General features: G+C 66.6%; 18 protein-coding genes. 6 read left to right on the top strand and 12 right to left on the bottom strand.

Features of this window, described 5'->3' with window-relative positions; genetic code table 11:
* From BGN95_RS22280 to BGN95_RS22290, 3 genes are all read right to left on the bottom strand, one after another.
* Positions 1-1,074: class I SAM-dependent methyltransferase (locus BGN95_RS22280; RefSeq protein ID WP_286774030.1), on the bottom strand; the 1,074-nt coding region annotated here is incomplete at its 3' end.
* Between the two features lie 85 nt (positions 1,075-1,159).
* Positions 1,160-2,092, bottom strand: a complete 933-nt coding sequence (locus BGN95_RS22285) for a VOC family protein (RefSeq protein ID WP_286774031.1) — start codon at positions 2,090-2,092, stop codon at positions 1,160-1,162.
* 84 nt (positions 2,093-2,176) lie between these two features.
* The gene (locus BGN95_RS22290) at positions 2,177-2,953 is read right to left on the bottom strand and encodes a GntR family transcriptional regulator (protein ID WP_286774032.1); all 777 of its coding nucleotides are present in this window, start codon (positions 2,951-2,953) and stop codon (positions 2,177-2,179) included.
* Between the two features lie 86 nt (positions 2,954-3,039).
* Between BGN95_RS22290 and BGN95_RS22295 the strand changes: the two genes are divergently transcribed.
* The gene (locus BGN95_RS22295; RefSeq protein WP_265311536.1) at positions 3,040-3,453 is read left to right on the top strand and encodes a GlcG/HbpS family heme-binding protein; all 414 of its coding nucleotides are present in this window, start codon (positions 3,040-3,042) and stop codon (positions 3,451-3,453) included.
* Between the two features lie 32 nt (positions 3,454-3,485).
* On the opposite strand, the gene BGN95_RS22300 is transcribed toward BGN95_RS22295, so the two are convergent.
* The 8 genes from BGN95_RS22300 to BGN95_RS22335 all read right to left on the bottom strand — a co-directional run bounded on the left by BGN95_RS22300 (position 3,486) and on the right by BGN95_RS22335 (position 14,124).
* Positions 3,486-4,337: an SDR family NAD(P)-dependent oxidoreductase gene (locus tag BGN95_RS22300; RefSeq protein ID WP_286774033.1), complete on the bottom strand. Its 852-nt coding sequence runs from the start codon at positions 4,335-4,337 to the stop codon at positions 3,486-3,488.
* 22 nt (positions 4,338-4,359) lie between these two features.
* Complete coding sequence (locus BGN95_RS22305; RefSeq protein ID WP_286774034.1) at positions 4,360-6,339, bottom strand: FAD-dependent oxidoreductase; 1,980 nt, start codon at positions 6,337-6,339, stop codon at positions 4,360-4,362.
* Between the two features lie 2 nt (positions 6,340-6,341).
* Positions 6,342-6,638 (bottom strand): hypothetical protein, encoded by a 297-nt coding sequence (locus BGN95_RS22310; RefSeq protein WP_286774035.1) that lies wholly within the window; start codon positions 6,636-6,638, stop codon positions 6,342-6,344.
* 70 nt (positions 6,639-6,708) lie between these two features.
* On the bottom strand, positions 6,709-9,024 hold the full coding sequence (locus BGN95_RS22315; RefSeq protein ID WP_286774036.1) for a TonB-dependent receptor: 2,316 nt from the start codon (positions 9,022-9,024) through the stop codon (positions 6,709-6,711).
* Between the two features lie 105 nt (positions 9,025-9,129).
* Positions 9,130-9,981 carry an alpha/beta fold hydrolase gene (locus BGN95_RS22320; RefSeq protein ID WP_286774037.1) on the bottom strand — a complete coding sequence of 284 codons (852 nt, stop codon included), beginning with the start codon at positions 9,979-9,981 and terminating at the stop codon, positions 9,130-9,132.
* A complete protein-coding gene (locus BGN95_RS22325) occupies positions 9,978-11,423 on the bottom strand; it encodes an FAD-dependent oxidoreductase (protein ID WP_286774038.1) in 1,446 nt (481 codons plus the stop codon). Before BGN95_RS22325 ends, BGN95_RS22320 begins: the two co-directional genes overlap by 4 nt.
* A 106-nt stretch (positions 11,424-11,529) precedes the next feature.
* Positions 11,530-12,876 carry an MFS transporter gene (locus BGN95_RS22330; RefSeq protein ID WP_286774039.1) on the bottom strand — a complete coding sequence of 449 codons (1,347 nt, stop codon included), beginning with the start codon at positions 12,874-12,876 and terminating at the stop codon, positions 11,530-11,532.
* Positions 12,877-12,918: 42 nt separating this feature from the next.
* Positions 12,919-14,124: a class I SAM-dependent methyltransferase gene (locus tag BGN95_RS22335; RefSeq protein ID WP_286774040.1), complete on the bottom strand. Its 1,206-nt coding sequence runs from the start codon at positions 14,122-14,124 to the stop codon at positions 12,919-12,921.
* Between the two features lie 152 nt (positions 14,125-14,276).
* On the opposite strand from BGN95_RS22335, the gene BGN95_RS22340 reads away from it, so the two are divergent.
* From BGN95_RS22340 to BGN95_RS22360, 5 genes are read left to right on the top strand one after another with little or no spacing between them, the layout of a single operon-like run.
* Positions 14,277-15,455: an FAD-dependent oxidoreductase gene (locus BGN95_RS22340; protein ID WP_286774041.1), complete on the top strand. Its 1,179-nt coding sequence runs from the start codon at positions 14,277-14,279 to the stop codon at positions 15,453-15,455.
* Complete coding sequence (locus tag BGN95_RS22345) at positions 15,452-16,222, top strand: maleate cis-trans isomerase family protein (protein WP_286774042.1); 771 nt, start codon at positions 15,452-15,454, stop codon at positions 16,220-16,222. Before BGN95_RS22340 ends, BGN95_RS22345 begins: the two co-directional genes overlap by 4 nt.
* Positions 16,219-17,688 (top strand): aldehyde dehydrogenase, encoded by a 1,470-nt coding sequence (locus tag BGN95_RS22350; protein WP_286774043.1) that lies wholly within the window; start codon positions 16,219-16,221, stop codon positions 17,686-17,688. Before BGN95_RS22345 ends, BGN95_RS22350 begins: the two co-directional genes overlap by 4 nt.
* A gap of 3 nt (positions 17,689-17,691) precedes the next feature.
* The gene (locus tag BGN95_RS22355) at positions 17,692-18,183 is read left to right on the top strand and encodes a nuclear transport factor 2 family protein (protein WP_286774044.1); all 492 of its coding nucleotides are present in this window, start codon (positions 17,692-17,694) and stop codon (positions 18,181-18,183) included.
* Between the two features lie 11 nt (positions 18,184-18,194).
* Positions 18,195-18,740 (top strand): glutathione peroxidase, encoded by a 546-nt coding sequence (locus BGN95_RS22360; RefSeq protein WP_265311549.1) that lies wholly within the window; start codon positions 18,195-18,197, stop codon positions 18,738-18,740.
* A 37-nt stretch (positions 18,741-18,777) separates the two neighbouring features.
* Here the strand turns inward: BGN95_RS22360 and BGN95_RS22365 are convergent.
* On the bottom strand, positions 18,778-19,246 hold a 469-nt coding region (locus BGN95_RS22365), incomplete at its 5' end, for an autotransporter outer membrane beta-barrel domain-containing protein (RefSeq protein ID WP_286774045.1).

Here is a 19,246-nt window from a genome sequence, read left to right on the forward strand (position 1 = left end):
CGCCGCGAGATCATGCTCGACGATCTCATCCGCCGCGAAACCGGCGGCGCGCATGTCCGCGCGCAGATCGGCGGTGGCATAGGTGCTCCAATGGACTTCGCCATTGAAATGCGTGTCCCAGTCGCGCTCGACCTGGTGGACGATCGTCGGCTGGTCGCGGATCGCGACGTCCTGATGGATCACCACGCCGCCCGGGCGGACCAGCCGGCGCGCCTCGCGCATCATCGCGCGGCGCTTCGCCTCGCCGATCTCGTGCATCAGATTGTGCGAGACGACCAGATCGAAGCTGCCGTCCGCGAACGTCATCGCCGAGGCATCCATCTGGTGGAAATGCACCCCGACGCCGAGCGATTCGGCGCGTGCATGGGCATAACGCAGCATCGCCCCGCCGATATCGACCGCATGGACCTCGGCATCGGGATAATGCGCGGCATAGGCCGCCGAAGCCGCTCCCGCCGAGCAGCCGATGTCGAGGATGCGCTGCGGGCGGAATCCGCCGAAACGCTCGTCGAGCAGCCTGATCACCACGCCGGCCTTGCTGTCGGCGCGGCCGATCCCCTGCCCGAAGGAGAAGACGTTGCCGCCGCATTCATAGAGCGCGCCGGCGACGACATCATCCTCGCCGCGATCCATCGCATAGCCACCGGGCTGCAGATGGATGTCGACATCGGCGACCTCCGCCGAGGGATCGTAATCGGGGTCGAGATTGAGGCTGCCCTTGCGATCGGGCGCGGTCACCAGCGCGCGCGCCGCCGCGCGCATGCGATCGAGATCGCGATAGATCGGTTCGCCGACCGAAACCCAGATCATCTCTTGCGCGGCGCGGTTGGCGGCGCTCCAACGGCGATAGCTCGGCGAGAGCAGGAAGGCGCGTTGCACCTCCTCGGGCGATTGCGGCGCGCGGCCATAAGCCGCGATGAAGGCGGGCTGTGCCTCGCTCGCGAAAGCCTCGACGTTGCGCGGCCGCACCCGCGTGTTGAGCAGCCGCCGCAGCGCGACCACAGCCTCTTGCCGGCTACGCTGTTCGGCGCTGGTTTCGGGCAGCACGGCGTGCTGCAAATCGCGAACCTTCATCGCGGCTACCTCTCGAAAACTGATGAAGGCAGAAAAGCATAGCGGGTGGCGGACCGCAAGACATTTGATCTATCTTTGATACAAATCAACCCGCCTCGACCAGTTCGAGCAATTCGCCCGCCGGGCCGATGATCGTGCAGCTCCGCCGCCCGGCATAGATCGCGCCGCCGTGCCGCGCGGGCGGCGCGATCGCCAGCGCGGCGACGGGATCGAGCTGCTCAATCTCCAGCGTGACCAGCGCATTGCCGGGCGGCAGCATCATCGGATTGCCCGGGCGCGGGCCGGCGACCCGGCCCGGCCCGACGGGATAGCCGTCCAGCTCGAGCAGATTGCCGCGCTGGCGCATCCCGATCGCGCTGAGCTCGATCGTCTCGTCGGAGGAAAGCCGCTGCGCGCGCTGGATGATATCGACCTTGCTCTGCCGCACCGGGCGCTCGCGCAACGCGAAATGATCCACATACCAGCGCAGCATCGCGCCGAAATCATCCCCGGCGCAGACCGTGATGAACGTCCGCCCGACGAACCCGCTCGGCGGCGGCAGGATCGAGCTTTCGCGATCGCCGCTCTCCATCGTGAAATAGAGGCATTCGCGGCCCGGCCCGACCACCTGCATCGCGACGATCGACGGCATGAACTGCAAGGGACGCGGCGAACCGATGATCTCGAACGGCGATGTGGCGAGCCTGGCGGCGAGCGTGTGGACGTCGTCGACGATGATCTCGAACGCGGTCCAGCCGAACGAGGTGAGCGGGCGATAATCCGCCACCGCCGGCGCCTCGACCAGCCGGACGAACGTATCGCTCTCGCCCGCTGCGCGCATCGTGACGAAGCGCGCGCCGGCACTCCCCGGCCGGCCCCAGCTCGCCACCAGATCCGCGCCCAGCGCGCCACGCTCGACCGCCACGAAGCCGAGATAATCGGCATAGCCGGCCTCGGCGGCGTCGAGATCGGGCACGCTCGCGGTGGTCGCGGCGATCCGCAGCAATTGCGGGTCGGTAAAGGTCGTCCAGTCGCTCATGCCCAATCCTCCCACCGGCGGGTCGCCGCGAAGGCTGGCCATGCCAGCTTTTTTGTTATATCTCTATATCAAATGAACCGTCGCTCAGAGCAAGTGCGCCGCCGAGCTCGGCGAGTTGAGATCGAGGCGGATCTGATAGCGATCGGATCGATATTGCGCGAGAATATGCTGCACCGGCACGCCATTGATGTCGAGCACGGTACGGCTGACGCGCAGGATCGGGGAGCCGATATCGATCTGAAGCATCGCCGACAGCGTCGCGTCGGCCAGCGTTGCCGAAATCGTCTGCCGCGCGGAGCCGATATGCACCCCGGCTTCCTCCAGCAGCGCCAGCATCGGGGTCGATTTGAGCTTGGCGCGCGTCATCTTCATGCCGAGCGCCGCCGGGATGTAGCTGACGAAATGGCCGACCGGCACGCCATCCAGCCCGCGCATACGGACAACGCGCAGCACCTTGCTGTTCACCGGGATCTCCAGCGCCTCGTCGATCGGCGGCCGTGCCGGGACGGTCTCCACCTCGAGCAGCTTCACCTTGGTGGCCCGGCCGAAGGTCAGCAGCGAATCGAGCGCCTGCTCGATATTGCCCTGGATCGGCTTGACCGGCGAGCGGAACACCACGGTCGTCCCCACGCGGCGCTTGCGCTCGACGAGATGGTTTTCCGCCAGCTCGTCCAACGCGCGCCGCGCGGTGATGCGCGACACGCCGAACTGCGCGGAAAGCTCCTGCTCGGTCGGCATGCGGGACCCGAAGGCACGCTCGCCGCTCGTGATCTCCTCGCGCAATTGCAGGAAGATCTGGTGATAGAGCGGCACCGCCTGGCCGCGGTCCACCGCGACGATTTCTTCGCTTTCACTTGGCAAGGAAAGTTCTCTCCCCTCTTTCGCGCACTTGCGATTGCGCGGTGATCCTTGCGGACACGATTGGCAACAGGAAAGGTCTATCGAACATGCAATTCAAGCCATTTATTGACGCCGCCGAGGCCCGTGCGCTGATCGACGCCGGCGTTGCAGCCGCGCAAAGCGAGGGGCTGACGATGAGCCTCGCGGTGGTCGATGCGGCGGGATATCCGCTGGCGCTGCACCGGATGGACGGCGCCGGGCTGCTCACCGCCGAGGTCGCGCTGCGCAAGGCGCGCACCGCCGCGCTGCTCCGCGCGCCGAGCCGGGTGCTCGCCGAAAGGGTGGCGGGCGACCCCGCGCTGCTCGCGCTGACCGACTATCTGCCGATGGCCGGCGGCCTGCCCGCGACGGCCGAGGGCGGCGCGGTCGCCGGCGCGATCGGCATTTCGGGGGGCAATGCCGAGCAGGACGAACGGATCGGGAATGCGGCCCTCCTTGGATTGCGGCCCGCAGCTGGCTGAACCGATGCGGCGCGGCACAAGGCCGCGCCCGATCAGTGCATCTCCTCCCCGCCCGACACGTTCATCGCCTCGCCGGTGATATAGCGCGCCTGCCCCGAGCACAGGAAAGCGCAGGCGTTGGCGGTGTCGCTCGGCTCGCCGACGCGGCCGAGCGGGATGCGCCCGCGCATCGCGGCCATATAATCGTCGAGCGTCTGCCCGCGCGCCTTGGCCATGAACTCATTCTGCCAGCCGCCCAGCCCGGTCGTGACATGATTGGGGCAGACCGCGTTGACCGTGATCTCCTCCGGCCCGAGCTCGATCGCCGCCGATCGGGTGAGGCCGACCAGCCCGTGCTTCGAGGCGATATAGGAGGAGGTGAGTGCCGACCCCGATTTCGAGCCGCGGCTGCCGATCGAGACGATCCGCCCGCGCCCCCAGCCGGCGTGAACCTCCTGCTTCAGCATCTGGCGCACCGCATATTTGGTTGCGAAAAAGGCGCCGCGCAGGTTCACGTTGAGCACCGTGTCCCACATCTCCTGCGTCGCATCGACCAGCGGGCCGAACAGATAGCCGACCCCCGCATTGTTGACGAGGATATCGAGCCGGCCGAACCGCTCGACCGCATAAGCCACCAGCGCCTCGACCTGCGCCTCCTCGCGCATGTCGGCCTGGAAGGTCGCGACCTCGGGGTTGATCCGCCGGATGTCATCCGCCACCGCCGCCATCTCGTCGGTCGATCCGACGCCGTGGGCGGGCGCCATATCGCCCTCGACCCGGCCGAGATCGTGGATCACCAGCCTGACGCCGTCTTCGGCGAGCTTGCGCGCGATCGCCTCGCCCAGCCCCTTGCGCCGGCCCGCACCGGTGACGATCGCAACCTTGCCTTCGAGATCGGGGTACATCGTCGTCACTCCTATGGCTCGCCTATAACTCGATCGCCGCGCGATAGCCTTCGGCCGTGGCGGCAAGCGCAATCCGCGGCGCCCTGCAATCGCCGATCGTCCGCACCTCGATCCCGGCCGCGCGCAGCGGCGCCGCCAGCGCGTCGTCGGGGATGCGCGCGGTGGCGTAAGTGAGGAACGAAACGTCGCGCAGCAGCCGTTCGGCACCGCTGTAGATATTGGCGTAAGCGAGCTCGCCGTCCTCGATCTTCGGCGCCGGCAGCGGGCGGACCGAGGTGATGATCTCCACCCCCTTGCGGTAAAGCCGGTGATAGACCCCCTGACGGACGACAAGCGATTCATCGCTGGCGATCCGCTCGCGCGGGGTGAGGATCGCGACCCGCTCGAACCGGTCGGCGAGAAATTCCGCCGCGTCATAGGTGAAGGCGCCGTGATCCTCGTCCCAGATCACCGCGGTGCCGGGGTTGCGCCCGGGATAAGCGGCAAGCTGACGGACCGCCTCGCGCAGATCGGGCACCAGCCCTTCCTCGCGCCACGCATCGGGAAGGAAGCCGGGCCACGCCGGGGTCGCGCCGGTGGCGAGGATCACGACATCGGGCGTCAGCGCGACCAGCTCATCGAGCTCGACCCGCCGCCCGAGCTGGAAACGCACATCGTGGCGGCGCGCGGCGAGCTGCTGATAATCGTAGATGCTGCTCAGCCCCTCGCCGCCGGGCAGATCGGCGTGGAGCCGGGTCTTGCCTCCCGGTTCGTCGGACGCGCCGAACAGATGCACCTGATGTCCGCGCGCCGCGGCGACCCACGCCGCCTCCAGCCCGGCGATCCCCGCCCCCACCACCGCGACGCGGCGCGGGGTTGCCGCCGGATCGGGGTGCCAGTCGGCCTCGTCGGGCGCGCCGACCCGCGGGTTATTGTCGCACAACAGCCCGCGGCCGGAGGTGATCATGTGCCAGCAGGTATTGCACGAGACGCAATAGCGGATTTCCGCCTCGCGCCCGTCACGCGCCTTCACCGGCCAGGCCGGGTCGGTGACGAGCGGACGCGCGAGCATCACCAGATCGGCGAGCCCGTCGCGGATGATCCGCTCGCCCTCATTGGGATCGGTGATGAGGCCGAGCGCGCCGAGCGGCACGTCGGGCGCCGCCGCCCGCCCGAGGCGGTGGATCGTCTCGACATAGGGCATGCGCGGCCCGTGATTGTCGGGGAGATGAGTGTAGAGCGTATCCGAATGGCTGCCCCAGCAATAAGTGAGATAGTCCATCGCGCCCTCGGCATGAAGCCGTGCCGTGATCCGCGCCGCTTCCGTCTCGTCGACGCCGCCGTCGATACCGTCCCACGCGGGGAGCTTGGCGCCGATCAGGAAGCCGGTGCCGCACGTCTCGCGGATGCCGCGCATCAACAGCCGCAGCAGCCGCGTCCGCCCCTCCAGATCGCCGCCGAACGCATCCTCGCGCCGGTTAGCGTGCGCGGAGAGGAATTGATGAAAGAGATGCCCGTGCCCGGCCGAAATCTCGACCCCGGCAAACCCCGCCCGGGCCAGCCCGGCGCAGCTTTCGACGAAAGCGTCGATCATCGCGTGGACGTCCGCGGTGCTCATCGCCTCGGGCACCGTCCAGCTCAGGTCGTCGGGCAGCGCGGAGGCGCCGCGCGCGTTGAGGTTGCGGAAGCCGGCGCGGAAGCCGCGGCCATTATCCTGCACCTGCCCGAGCATCAGCCCGCCCTCCCGCGCGACCGCCTCCGCCCAACGCGCCAGTGCATCGGCGTTGACCCCGGACAGCACCTGCGGACGGGTCGGCAGCGTCTGCCACGGCAGCATCGCCATCGGCTCGCTGACCAGCATCGCCGCGCCGCCGCGCGCGCGATTGACGTAATAAGCGATCAGCCGGTCGGTGACCCGCCCGTCGACGCAATAATGCGTCGAGGTGGAGGCGTGAACGATGCGGTTGCGCAACGCGCGCCCGCCGACCCGCACGGGGGAAAAGAGATGCGGATAGGCGGTCACGCTCAATCCGGATCGTGGAAACGCATGACGCGGCGAATGAACCCGTTGTTCCACGCCGAGCGCTCCGCCTCGACCGCCGCGCTCGGCTGATAGGCCTCGATATCGGCGCGGGCGATGCTGCCCTTTTCCTCGAGCAGCCGCTCGACGGTATCCTGCCGCTCGCGTAGCGCGGACACTTCCGCCATCAGCTCCAGCAGGAAGGTCATCATCTGATCGGTCGCGGGATCGTCGAAAAAGCGCGATCGCTTGCCCTTGCTCACCCGCGGGAGCTTCACATCGACCTGCTTCGCGTCCGCCATCGCTGCCGCCTTCAAGAAAAAAGACGGAGCGGGGAGATTGGCGCTCCCCGCTCCGCCAGTGTGCCTATGGTTAGAAGTTGTAGCGCACCCGCGCCATCCACGTCCCCGGATTGTTGAGGTACGGATAGATCAGGAACGAGGTCTTATAGGTCGAATTGAAGCAGTTGCTGCATTCGACCCCGACCGACCAGCCGGCATCCGAGGCAAGCGTCAGCCCGCCGTTGAACAGGCTGTGCGCCGGCTGGAACCCGGCCTTGTCGTTCGAGGTCGAGACCCAGGTGCCGCTGATGTAATTCCAGTTCGCGCTCGGCTGCAGCGAATAGCCGCCGCCGAGATCGAAGCTGTAATTGGCGCCGAGCGTCGAGGTGAAGCGCGGCGCGCGTGTCGGCTGCCCGATGCCGCCGGTCGGCGTGACGATGCCGGTGTTGCAGTTATTGGCGAAATTGCCCGCCAGGCAGCGCGCGATCTGATCCTTGGTGGCCTGGTTGAGATTGGTGTAGCGTGCGTGCTGGAGGCCGAAGTTCCAGAACAGATTGAAGTTGCGAACCGGCGTGAGGTTGATTTCGCCCTCTAGCCCATAATTCTCCATATCCGCCACGTTGCGCGTCAGATAAGTGATCGTGTTGGTCAGCGGGTTATAGCCGCCGCCCGGAAGCTGGGCATCATAATCCATGAAGTAGAAGCCGGTCAGGTTGACCCGCAGCTTGCGATCGAAGAATTCCGAACGGATGCCGCCTTCATATGACCAGATCGTTTCCTTGGTGAAGGCCACTGCGCCCGACGCATAATAAGCGCGCGAATTCCAGCCGCCGGACTTGAAGCCCTTGGTCACCGAGCCGAACACCATCACGTCGGGCGTGATCTTGTAGTTGAGCGCGAAACGCGGGGTCCAGACCTTCGAGCGAAGCTCGGTCGGAATGCCGGCGTTGAGCACGTCCTGCGTGTCGAACGGCTGGTTGATCGCCGAAGACCGCGCGAGCGGGCTTCTGTTCGGCGTGAAGGTGATCGTCTTGTCCTCGTCGGTATAGCGGATACCGGCGGTGAAGGTCAGCTTCGGGGTGAGGTGAAGGTCGCCCTGGAAGTAGCCGGCATAGGCCTCGGTATTGTTGCGCATCACGCGATCGCCACTCACCGTCGGATTGCCGCTCAGCGGCACCGAGATATTGGCGAAGTTCGTCCAGTTGCGCTCGTTGACGTAATAGAAGCCGCCGACATAGCTCAGGAAACCGTTGAAGGTCGTGCCGGTGACCTTGATTTCCTGGCTGAACTGTTTGCTCCAGCTGTCATTGACCAGCGGCGTCGAGGTGCCCCGCGCGCCGGAGATGAAGTCCACCCCGTCGAACACCACGCTGGCGCTGCTCAGCCCGGCGAAGCTGTCGCTCATATATTTCTGGCGCAGATAGGAATAGCCGGTGATGATGTTGATCGCGGCATTGTCGCCGACATCGAGCTGCAGGTTCGAGCTGACCAGCGCCGACCGCGCGACATTGCCAAGCGGGATATCGGCGAGCCCCGCCGAGACCAGCCCGGTGCCGAGCCCGCGATCGTTGCGGAACGGGGTGTAGCTGACGCGATCGCCGGTCTTGGCGTCGCGGAAGTTGGGGAGGTTGGCGACCGAGGAATAGGTATAGCTCCCCGCCAGATCCCAGGTCACCGTATCCGAAGGGAGCGCACGGAGCGCGCCGCGCACGCCCCAGCTTTCCTCGCCGTTGAGCTTCTGCCCGGTCACGCGATCGTTCACATAGCCGTCCGCGCGCGTGTAATAGCCGCTCACTTTGGTCAGCAGCTTCTCGTTGAGCGGCAGATCGATCGAGGCGCGGATCTGCGCGCGGTTATAGCGGCCGTAACCCACATCCATATAGCCGGCGATATGATCGCTCGGCTTGCGCAGGATGACGTTGATCGCGCCGCCGGTTGTGTTGCGGCCGAACAAAGTGCCCTGCGGCCCGCGCAATACTTCGAGCCGCTCGATATCGAAGAACGAGAAGTTGTTGGCACCCTGGCGCGAAATATAGATGTCGTCGACATAAGTCCCGACCGGCGGATCGAAGGTCGAGATCGACTCGGTATTGGCCAGGCCCCGCAAAGAATAGGTGTTCGCGGTACCCAGCGCGGTATTGTTGTGGCCAATCAGGTTCGGCACGTAATTGACCAGATCGAGCGTGTTGTTGATCTGGCGCAGCTTGATGTCGTCGCTGGTCATGGCGGTGACGGCGAGCGGTACTTCCTGCAGGCGCTCTGCACGACGCTGCGCGGTCACGACGATATCGGTGCTCGCGATGTTTTCCTCGGCGGCCGGCGCGGGCGCGGTCTGCGCCACTGCCGCGGTGGAGGAGAGCAATACCGCCCCCACGAAAAAACCAGCCTTGCGTGAGTTCAGAACCATGACCGTCTCCCTGAGTTCGTTAGAGTCCCGGGGGGTGTTCCCCTCCGCGGCGCAAACAACGGCCCCAATTCACAGCACCGCTATTTGTTATATACTTATATCAAATCAGCTGCGTGTAAACCGCTTTTTGCACGCCGCGTCGCGGGGCATCGCCGCGAGGAATTCGCGTATCGGCATGATCCATTCGGCGGGGCGGTCTAGCACCATGCCGGGGCCGCCGGGCAATTCGGCGTAGGACCAGTCGGGCCGCGCGGCACGCAGCCGCGCGCCGGATTCGAACAGGGGATCGGTCCGGCTCGCCACGATCATCGTCGGGCAGGCGATCCGCGGCACGTCCCGCTCGAAATCGTGGCGCGGGATCACCGAATGGCCGTGTTCCTTCCACGGGCCATGCGCGAAATAGGTGACGACCGCGATGTGCACCGTCTCGTCGCTCCAGTCGGCATCGCCGACGCGGCGCACCCACGCCCAGCGGTCAGCAAAGTGGCTGCCGTCGGGCGCGATCTGCTGATCGTCGGCGAACCGCCCGACGCGCGCCTCGCGCTCGGCGGCGTCCAGCAACGGCGCATTGTCGAGCACCAGCCCGGCGACCAGCTCGGGACGCTCCGCCGAGAGATGCCCCGCCGCCAGCCCGCCGCCGCGATGGCCGATCACCACCGCCGGGGCGAGGTGCAATTGTTCGATCAGCGCGCCGATCGCGGCGGCATAGACCTCGATCCCCGGCCGCGCCGGCGGATCGGACATGCCGTGCGCCGGCAGATCGAGCGCGATCGCGCGATAGCCGGATCGCGCGAGCATCGGCAGCACATGGCGAAACTGGATCGATGCCCAGGGCGCCTGATGCACCAGTACGACTGGCGCGCCCTCGCCCAGGCTGCGGTAATGAAGCTGCCCCTCGGGCCCGTCGACATAGCCGCGACGCTCGCCGGGCAGCGCGGTGAGGATCGGCAACGTCATCGCCGCACCTCGAGCGGGATCATATGATCGCCGAGCAACCGACCGAAGGTCATCGCCGGGGTGACCATCATCCCGCCGCACGCGGCCTTGCCCATCGTCTGGCTGGAGCCGAGGATTTCGCCGGCGGCATAGAGATTGGCGATCGGCGTGCCGTCGGGGCGGATGACGCGCAGCTCGTCGTCCACCGCCAGCCCGATCGCGCTCGATACCGCGCTCGCCTGCAGCCGGATCGCGTGGAACGGCGCTTCGGCGATCGGCAGCGGGTGATGCTCGCGCCCGAAGAAATCCTTCCCGGTCTCGACGCCGTAATTGAACCCGGCGACCGACCGGGCGAGCCCCTCGGCGTCGATCCCCGCGCGCTGCGCGAGATCGGCGAGCGTATCCGCGGTCACAAACGCCGGCCCGCCCGCCGCGAACGCCGCGATCACCTGGTCGCGCGTCCAGCCCTCGACGATCGACGGGGCTTCGGTCAGCATACGATGATCGAGGACGATCCAGTAACGCTGGCCGGGCTGGTGGAACAACGCCATCTCGCGCGCATCGACGCTGTCGATATCCTCGCGCACGAAGCGTTGCCCGGCGGCATTGACGTAGATCTCCCACGGCTGGCGCCGCTCGGGGAAATGCTCGATGCGCCCCACCGCGCGCGCGGGAAAGTTGTCGCTGTTGAACAAGGTGCCGAAATTGCAGAACAGGTTTTCGGCCCCGCGCGCATAGCCGCCCACCGACTCGCCAAGCGCCAGCCCTGCCCCGCGCGACCAAGGCCAGGGCGCGGCATTGTAATGCGGCACGCCGTTGCGCGCGGCGAAGACCTCGGCATCGCCGGCATAGCCACCGCAGGTCAGCAGCACCGCCTGTGCACGGATATCGTGCGCCACGCCATCCGGCCCACGCACGATCGCGCCGGTCACCGCGCCCGCATCGTCAGTGGTCAGCGCATGATTGAGCCGCACCGTAATCGCGCGGTCACGCGCCAATTGCTCGACGATCGGGACGAGCACGTTCTTGACGCTGATCCCGCCCTCGCGCCCCCAATAATAGCGCGGCACGCGATAGGGCTCATGCCCGAAACCGGTGACCGGATGCTCGGGCAACGGCTCGAACCCCTCGTCCATCAGCCAGTCGAAGGTCGCAGCGGCATGATCGACCGCGCGGCGCACCAGCCCGGGGTTGGCGGTGCCGCGGCTGATCCGCATCACATCCTCGAAATGCAGGTCGGCGCTATCCTCGATCCCGCGCGCGCGCTGGAGCCGCGTGCCCGCCGCACTCATCTGCCCCGTCGCCACCCAGAGCGAGCCGCCGAGCCGATCGGCGTGATCGACCAACAGAACACGCGCGCCGCGCCGCGCGGCGAAGATCGCGGCCGGCAGCCCGGCCGATCCGCCGCCGACGATCAGCAGATCGATATCGTCATCCTGTCGCACCTGCTCCGCAGCGTCCACGCGTGCTCCCCATCCCGATCGCTCGGCCGAAATCAAATGTACTATTTATATATCAAATCATCCGCGCGTCGCGAAATCAAGCGCGGTGATCGCGGCGCAGCCCGCCTCAGACGGTCGCGAGCTCGGCCTGCCCCGCCGCGCGCGGCGCTTCATCCCTCAGCGTCTCGGCCATATCGGCGGCCAGCGCGCGATAATGTTTGAGGCCGAGGCAGACGAATAACAGGGTCGGAAGGCCGATAATCACCACGAACCCGCTCAGCGCCACGCCGATCGCCTTAGGCGTGCCCATCCAGTCGGTCGCCGCGCCGATCAACGGCGGCCCGAGCAGCGGGCCGACCAACGTGATCACGGTGTTGAAGATCGCCACCGAACGGCTGCGCATCTCGCCCGGCGTGATCATCTGCAACGCCGCCGGACCGCCGGCGGTGGCGGCGGATTTGCCGATGAAGGCGATGAACATCGCCACCACCGCCCATTGCGCCGAGGGCATGATCGGATAGAGCGCGCTCGCCGGCACGGTGATGAACAGGCCGAGGATCAGCACGCGCATCGCGCTATCCTCCTTGCCCTTGCCCAAGGCGTTGCTCGCCCACAGCGCCAGCGCGGTGCCGATCGGGCCGGCGGTGAAATAGAACAGCCCCGTCACCGCGCCGATTTCCGCGACGTTCCAGCCATAGACGCGCTGGAACAGCGGCACGTTCCACAAGGTCAACGTGCTCATCGCGAAGTTGCACGTCGCGCCCAGCGTCACCACGCCGAACCCGCGCCAACGCTGGAGCATGTAGCGCAGCGCGCTCGCCTGCGGCCCCTGTTGCGGCGCGAGCCGCTCGGTGCGCGCCGGCTCGCGCACCGTCAACATCAGCAGCGCGAACAGCAGCCCCGGAATGCCGACGAGGAAGAAGGCGAGCTGCCACGGCTCGAAACTGCCCAGCCCGAACAAGTGCATCGGCCCGCTGTCGTGCAGGGCCGAGACGAGATAGCCGCCCAACAGGAACGCCAGCCCCGCGCCGAGATACGGCCCGGCCATATAAAGACTGATCGCCCGCGCACGCTCCCTGCGGTTGAAATAATCGCTGATCATCGAGACCGAGCAGGGGCTGACCACCGCCTCGCCCAACCCCAGCCCGAAGCGGAAGAAGAGCAGCGGGAGGAAGCTCATCGCAAAGCCGCTCATCGTCGTCATCATGCACCAGATGACGATGCCGGCGACGAGCAGCCATTTGCGGCTCGTGCGGTCGGCGAGCAGCCCGAGCGGGATCGTCACCAGCACGTTGAACGTCGAAAAGGCCGGCCCCATCAATAGCCCGACCTGAAAGTCGCTCAGGTCCATCGCCTTTTTGATCGGCTCGACCAGCAGCGACAAGATGTAGCGATCGAAATAGGAAAGAACGAAGACCAGCAGCAGCAGGACGACGACATACCAACGGTATAATGCTCCCGTGCGCTGTTCCACCGGCGTCCCTTCTTCCCGTAAAATATTTGTTATATTGAGATACTATAGCGGCAAACTGCTGCCGAAGACGTACCAGCCGCCCTTGCCGTGCCGCGGCCGGCCGGGCTCGTCCCAGCCGAAGGCGTGGTGGCGATCGGGATAGGCGTTCACGTCGGGCAGGATCTGCGCGAAGCTGCGCGCGCGATCGAACCCGGCCGCCTCCATCAACGCGATCGGATCCTGCGCGCGAAAGGCGGTGTAGAAGGGCTCGTTGTTATTGTCGGTATCCCAGTTCCAGAAATAATCTTCCCAGGCATCGACAAGGCCGGTCGCGGGCAATTCCTGATGCACCATCATCCCGCCGGGGCGCAGCAGCCGGCGGCATTCCGCGAGCACCTTGCGCGTCGCCTTCACCGGGATCTCGTGGAAGAAGAAGCTCGAGACGATCAGATCGAAATAACCGTCGGGGAAATCCAGCGCTTCGGCATTCTGCTGGCTGAAATGAACCTTTATCCCCTCATGTTCGGCGACCGCATGACCCCAACGCAGCAACGGCGCGGCGAGATCGACGCCATAGGCCTCCACGCCGGGAAACGCCTCGACATAAGGAATCAGATTCTTGCCCGACGAGGTGCCGAGATCGAGGATCCGCAGCGGGCGGAAATCGGGCCGCTCATGCTTGATGCAGCGGCTGATCACCCGCGCCACCCCACCCCAGCTGCGGTGGCTCATCGTCGCCGAAAAGACCCGTGCGCCGAGGCTGACGACCGCGCCCTGCGCAACATCGTCCTCGACCCATTCACTGTGGAAGCACCCCGGGGTGAGATGCACGTCGAGCGTGGTGAGATAGCGCGGCATCTCCAGCGCCGGATCGAGCCGCAGCGAGCCGCCGGCCGGGTTGCGCGCCGCCGCCTCGCGCGAAACCTCGATCATCTCGGGCAGCGCGCGTTCGATGCTGTCCTGCACCGAGAGGAAGCACATCTCCTGCGCGTTATAGCGTAGCGTGGAATAGAAACGATAGGACGCCTCGCGCTTCATCGCGCGCTCGATCGCCAGCGCATCGTCGAGCGCCTCGCCCTTCGCCGCGCGCTGCGGCTTCACGCGCGCGTCGAAATCGCGCTTGAGCATCTCGGGCATGTCCTGGATCGCAAAGCGGCGCAGCGCGCTGCAGAAACGCTGGCGTCCGCGCTCCTCCAGCGTCGGTCGGGCGAGCGCCTCGATATCGGGGATCACCGAATTGCGTCGATCCAGCGGCGCGTTGGAAGCCATGTCACATCCCTCCTGCCGGCACCTGCCGTCAGCGTCCCGTTGCAACCTTTCGTTCCCTCGCCCTCTGGACAACAGGCGCTTAAGGCTGTTGAATAGTCTTATATCTAGTACAAATGAGATTGCAAGGGAGGCCGGCGAGAGGGATGAAGCGGGTGTTGATAGCGGGGGCCGGGCCGGTCGGCCTGACGGCAGCGCTGTTGCTGCTGCGGCGCGGCATTGCGTTCACGCTGCTCGAACAGGCGGAGGCGCTGCCCGACGATCTGCGCGCCTCGACCTTCCACCCGCCGACGCTCGACATGCTCGCCCGGCTCGGGGTGGCGGACGCGCTGATCGCGAAGGGGCTGGTCAGCCCGACGTGGCAGATTCGCATGCATCCCAGCGGCGAGCGCGCAATATTCGATCTCGCCGCGATCGGCGATGCCACCGCGCATCCCTATCGCCTGCAATGCAAGCAATCGGTGCTGTGTCGCATCCTGCTCGATGAGGTCCGCGCGCAGGGCGGCGACGTGCGGATGGGCATGGCGGTCGAGGATGTCGCGCAGGACGACGATGGCGTGTCGGTCATCGCGCGCGACGCAGCCGGGGGATTGCATCGCTTCGACGGCAGCTTCCTGATCGCCGCGGACGGTGCGCGCAGCGTGGTGCGCGGCAAGCTCGACCTCGCGTTCGAGGGCAAGACTTATCCCGAGACGACGATCCTCGCGACGACGCGCTTCCCGTTCCACGATCACCTGCCGGGGCTGTCGAACGTCAATTACGTGTGGAAGGAAAACGGCACCTTCAGCCTGTTGCGGCTGCCCGATCTGTGGCGCTGCAGCCTTTATCCCGATGGCGACGAGACGATCGAGGACGCGCTGGAGCCCGCCAGCATCGCGCGCAAACTGCAGGAGATTGCGCCCAATCCGGACGGCCATGTGGTCGATGAGATTCGCCCCTATCGCATTCATATGCGGATCGTGGACGATTATCGCCACGGCCGCATCCTGCTTGCCGGCGACGCGGCGCACGTCAATTCGCCCTCGGGCGGGATGGGGATGAACGGCGGGATTCACGACGCGCACGAGCTGGTCGCGACGCTTGCCGCGGTGTTCGACGGCCGGCCGATCGCGCATCTCGATCGCTATACGCGCCGCCGGCGCCCGATCGCGCTGCAGGAGATATTGACCCAGGCCGACCGCAACCGCGCGCGAATGCAGGAGCGCGATCCGGCGAAGCGCCGCGCGATGCTCGCCGCGCTCCAGCGCACCGCCGGCGATCCGGCCGAGGCGCGCGCGCATCTGCTCCGCACCTCGATGATCGACGGCCTGCGCAAGGCCGCCGAAATCGCATGACCCCCGCGACCTATGATTATGGCCGCGCGGGGGTGATCGGGATCGGCACGCCGCAGGCCAACCCCACGGTCGAGGCGGAGATGCGCGTGCTGATGCCCCCCGCGGTGCTGGTCGCGGTCACGCGGCTGACCAGCACCGCGGATCAGTCGATCGATCGGCTGCGCGATTATCTCACACATCTCGATCGCGCGCTGGCGCAATTCGATACGCTGCGCCCCGCGGCTTATGGCTTCGCCTGCACCGGTTCCTCCTATCTGATCGATCGCGACCGCGAGCGCGCATTGATCGAGCGGCTGGAGGCACGGTTCGGCTATCCGATCATCACCGCCACCGATGCGATCCACGCCGAATTGCAGCGATCGGGCGCGACGCGCATCGCGCTCGCCTCGCCTTATCCGCCCGCTTTGGCCGATGCCGCCGCACTTTTCTGGCGCGCGCGCGGCTATGACGTCGCCGAGGTCCGGCGCATCGAGACCGGCAGTGCAGACACACGGAGTATCTATGCGCTGGGCAGCGCCGATGCGCGCCCGATCGCGACTACGCTTGCCGCGCGCGATGTCGATGCGGTGCTGCTGAGCGGGACCGGCATGCCCTCGCTCGCCCTGCTCGCCGATCCGCCGCCGGGCGCCCCGCTGCTTTCCTCGAACCTGTGCCTCGCGCGCAGCCTGTGCCGTCAGCTCGGGCTGGCGGAACCCGATCCGATCGACTGGCACCCGCGTCTCACCGCGGCGCTCACCCCATCCAACGAAGGACATTCCCCGCAATGACTATTCACGCGACAGCGATCATCGATGCCGAGCGCATCGCCGGCACCGGCAGGCCGATCGAGGTGGTCGACCCGTCGACCGAGGCGGTGATCGCCGAGGTCGCGGAGGCGGACGACGCGCTGGTCGACCGCGCGGTCGCCTCCGCCCGCGCCGCGTTCGAGCGCGGCGAGTGGAGCCGCGCCAGCGTCGAGCAACGTCAGGCGGTGCTGCGCGCCTGCGCCGATGCGATCGACGCCGCGGCGGACCGCATCGCCGATGTGGAATGCGCCAATACCGGCATCCCCTACGCGCAGGTCCGCAACGGCCAGGTGGTGCGCGCGGCGGGCAATTTCCGCTTCTTCGCCGATTATATCGGCCAGATGACCGCGGAACTGTACGAGCAGGATCCGCAATATCTCACTTATGTGCGGCGCGAGCCGGTCGGCGTCGCCGCGCTGATCTCGCCGTGGAATTCGCCGCTCGCGCTCGGCTCGATGAAGGTCGCCTCGGCGATCGCGTTCGGCAACAGCTGCGTGCTCAAGCCCGCGGAACAGGATCCGCTCGGGCTGACGATGCTGATCGAGGCGATCCAAAGCGGGGGGCTGCCCGCCGGGGTGGTCAATCTCGTCAACGGCTTCGGCGCAAGCGTCGGCGACCGCCTGGTGCGTCATCCCGACGTGGATTGCGTCTCGTTCACCGGCGGCACGCGCACCGGCAGGATCATCATGTCGGCCGCGGGCGCCAATCTGAAGCCGTCGGTCATGGAATTGGGCGGTAAATCGGCCAATATCATCTTCGACGACGCCGATTTCGAGGCGGCGCTGGACGGCGCGCTGATCGGCATCTTCAGCAACAACGGCCAGCAATGCCTTGCCGGATCACGCGTGCTGGTGCAGCGCCGGATCTACAAGCAATTCGTCGAGGCGTTCGTCGAGCGCACGCGCAAGGTGCGGGTGGGCGATCCGCGCGACGCCGCGACCGAGATCGGCCCGCTCGCGACGCGCCAGCATTATGCGCATGTGATGAGCTTCGTCCCCGCGATCGGCGATAGCGGCGCGCGGATCCTCGCCGGCGGCGGCCGCGCGCCGGGGTTCGAGCGCGGTTTCTATTTCCAGCCGACGATCGCCGAGGTCGAATCCAACGCGCATCGCTTGTGCCAGGAGGAGATTTTCGGCCCGTTCGCCGCGATCATGCCGTTCGACAGCGACGAGGACGCCTATCGCATCGCCAATGAATCGCGCTTCGGGCTGGTCGGCTATGCCTGGTCGCGCGACATCGCGCGGGTGATGGAGGCGCAGGAACGGATCTCGGCCGGCACGATCTGGTGCAACACCCCGATGTTCCGCGATTTGCGCGCGCCGTTCGGCGGTTTCCGCGAATCCGGGGTCGGCGCCGAGGGCGGGCGCGCGGCGGAAGCATTCTACACGCGCCAGAAAGCGGTGAGCATCCCGCGCCGCCCGCTCAATCTGCGCAAGCTGGGGGCCTGAACCATGTCGACCGACCTGCACGAAGAGCTGACCGATTATCTCGACGCCTATTTCGCGGCGTGGAATCGCTACGACGTCGCCGCGATGCGCGCCTTGTGGGACGAGAGCGAGGAAAAGGCGCTCTATCTCGCCGAGGAATGCGAGCCGCATATCGGCTGGGAGGCGATCCTCGGCTATTGGGGCGTCGATCGCTCCAAGGCCGAACGGCTGCTGACATGGCGCGATCTCCATGCGGTACAGGCCGGCGCGGATGTCGCGATCGCTTTCTTCCACGCCAATTGGAGCACCTATCTGCCCGGCAACCGGCTCTATCCCAAGCCGTTCGGTGGCCCGGTGCGGATCAGCATGACATTGCGGCGGACGGCCGAGGGCTGGCGCGCGATCCATTATGTCGAATGCCCGCTTGCGTCGCTGATCCAGCTGCGCAAGGCGCATGAGGACGCCGTCGACCCCGCGCTCCACGCGCGGCTCGCGGCGAAGGGGATCACCTATTGAAGGATTCATCGATGAGCACGGACATCCAGAATATTTCCGTCACGACGATCGACGGCAAACCGGCATCGCTCGCCGATTATGCCGGATCGGTCGCGCTGGTCGTCAATGTCGCCTCGAAATGCGGGCTCACCCCGCAATATGACGGGCTCGAAAAGCTTTATCGCACCTATCAGGACAAGGGCCTCGTCGTCCTCGGCTTTCCGGCCAACAATTTCCTCGCGCAGGAACCGGGCAGCGAGGAGGAGATCCTTCAATTCTGCACCACCAGCTATGACGTGACCTTCCCGATGTTCGCCAAGATCAGCGTCGCGGGCGAGGATCGCCATCCGCTCTATGCGGCACTGGTCTCGGCGCGACCGGCGCGCACCGGCGGCGCGGCGATGCGCGAGCGGTTGGCGTCGAAGGACATCCCGATCTACCCCGAGCCGGAAGTGCTTTGGAATTTCGAGAAGTTCCTCGTCGGCAAGAACGGCGAGGTGCTCGCCCGCTTCAGCCCCGACACCGCGCCCGAGGATCCCGCGCTCACCGCCGCGATCGAAAGCGCGCTGGCGGCATAACGCGATCGGGGAGGCGTGAATCGCCTCCCCACCCTTTTCAGAACGCCAGCCTGATCCCGGCGTTGCCCTTGACGCTATAGCTCTTGCCGAAATCGTTGATCGCTGTGTTGGCCGAGGCTTCGCCGAACAAAGTCAGCCGATTACCGATCAGCGCGCTGCCGCCGACGCCCAGCTCGCCCCACAAACGGTGGTTCTCGCGCCGGATCGGCGTCCCCGCCACATCGGCCACCGTCCCGTCGAGCCATTCGTAGCTGAGGTTGGCGATGCCGTAGAGATAGCGCCCGGCGTCCTGCCGCTCGACCGACAGCCCCCAGCGACTCTTGAGGCTGCCGCCGAGATGCGACGAGACCGCCGCGCCATGCGGGTCGGAGAAGCGGTCGAAGGTGACATGCTGATAGACCATCTGGATCTGCGGTGTGACCGACAGCTTGGCCCCCACCGGCGCGCGCTTGCCGACCTCCAGGCTATAGGTCTGGCCGAACCCGTGATTGCCGTCGGCGAGCGTG

It is taken from the genome of Sphingomonas sp. 66-10 (assembly GCF_001897045.1).
Lineage (GTDB): Bacteria > Pseudomonadota > Alphaproteobacteria > Sphingomonadales > Sphingomonadaceae > Sphingomonas > Sphingomonas lycopersici.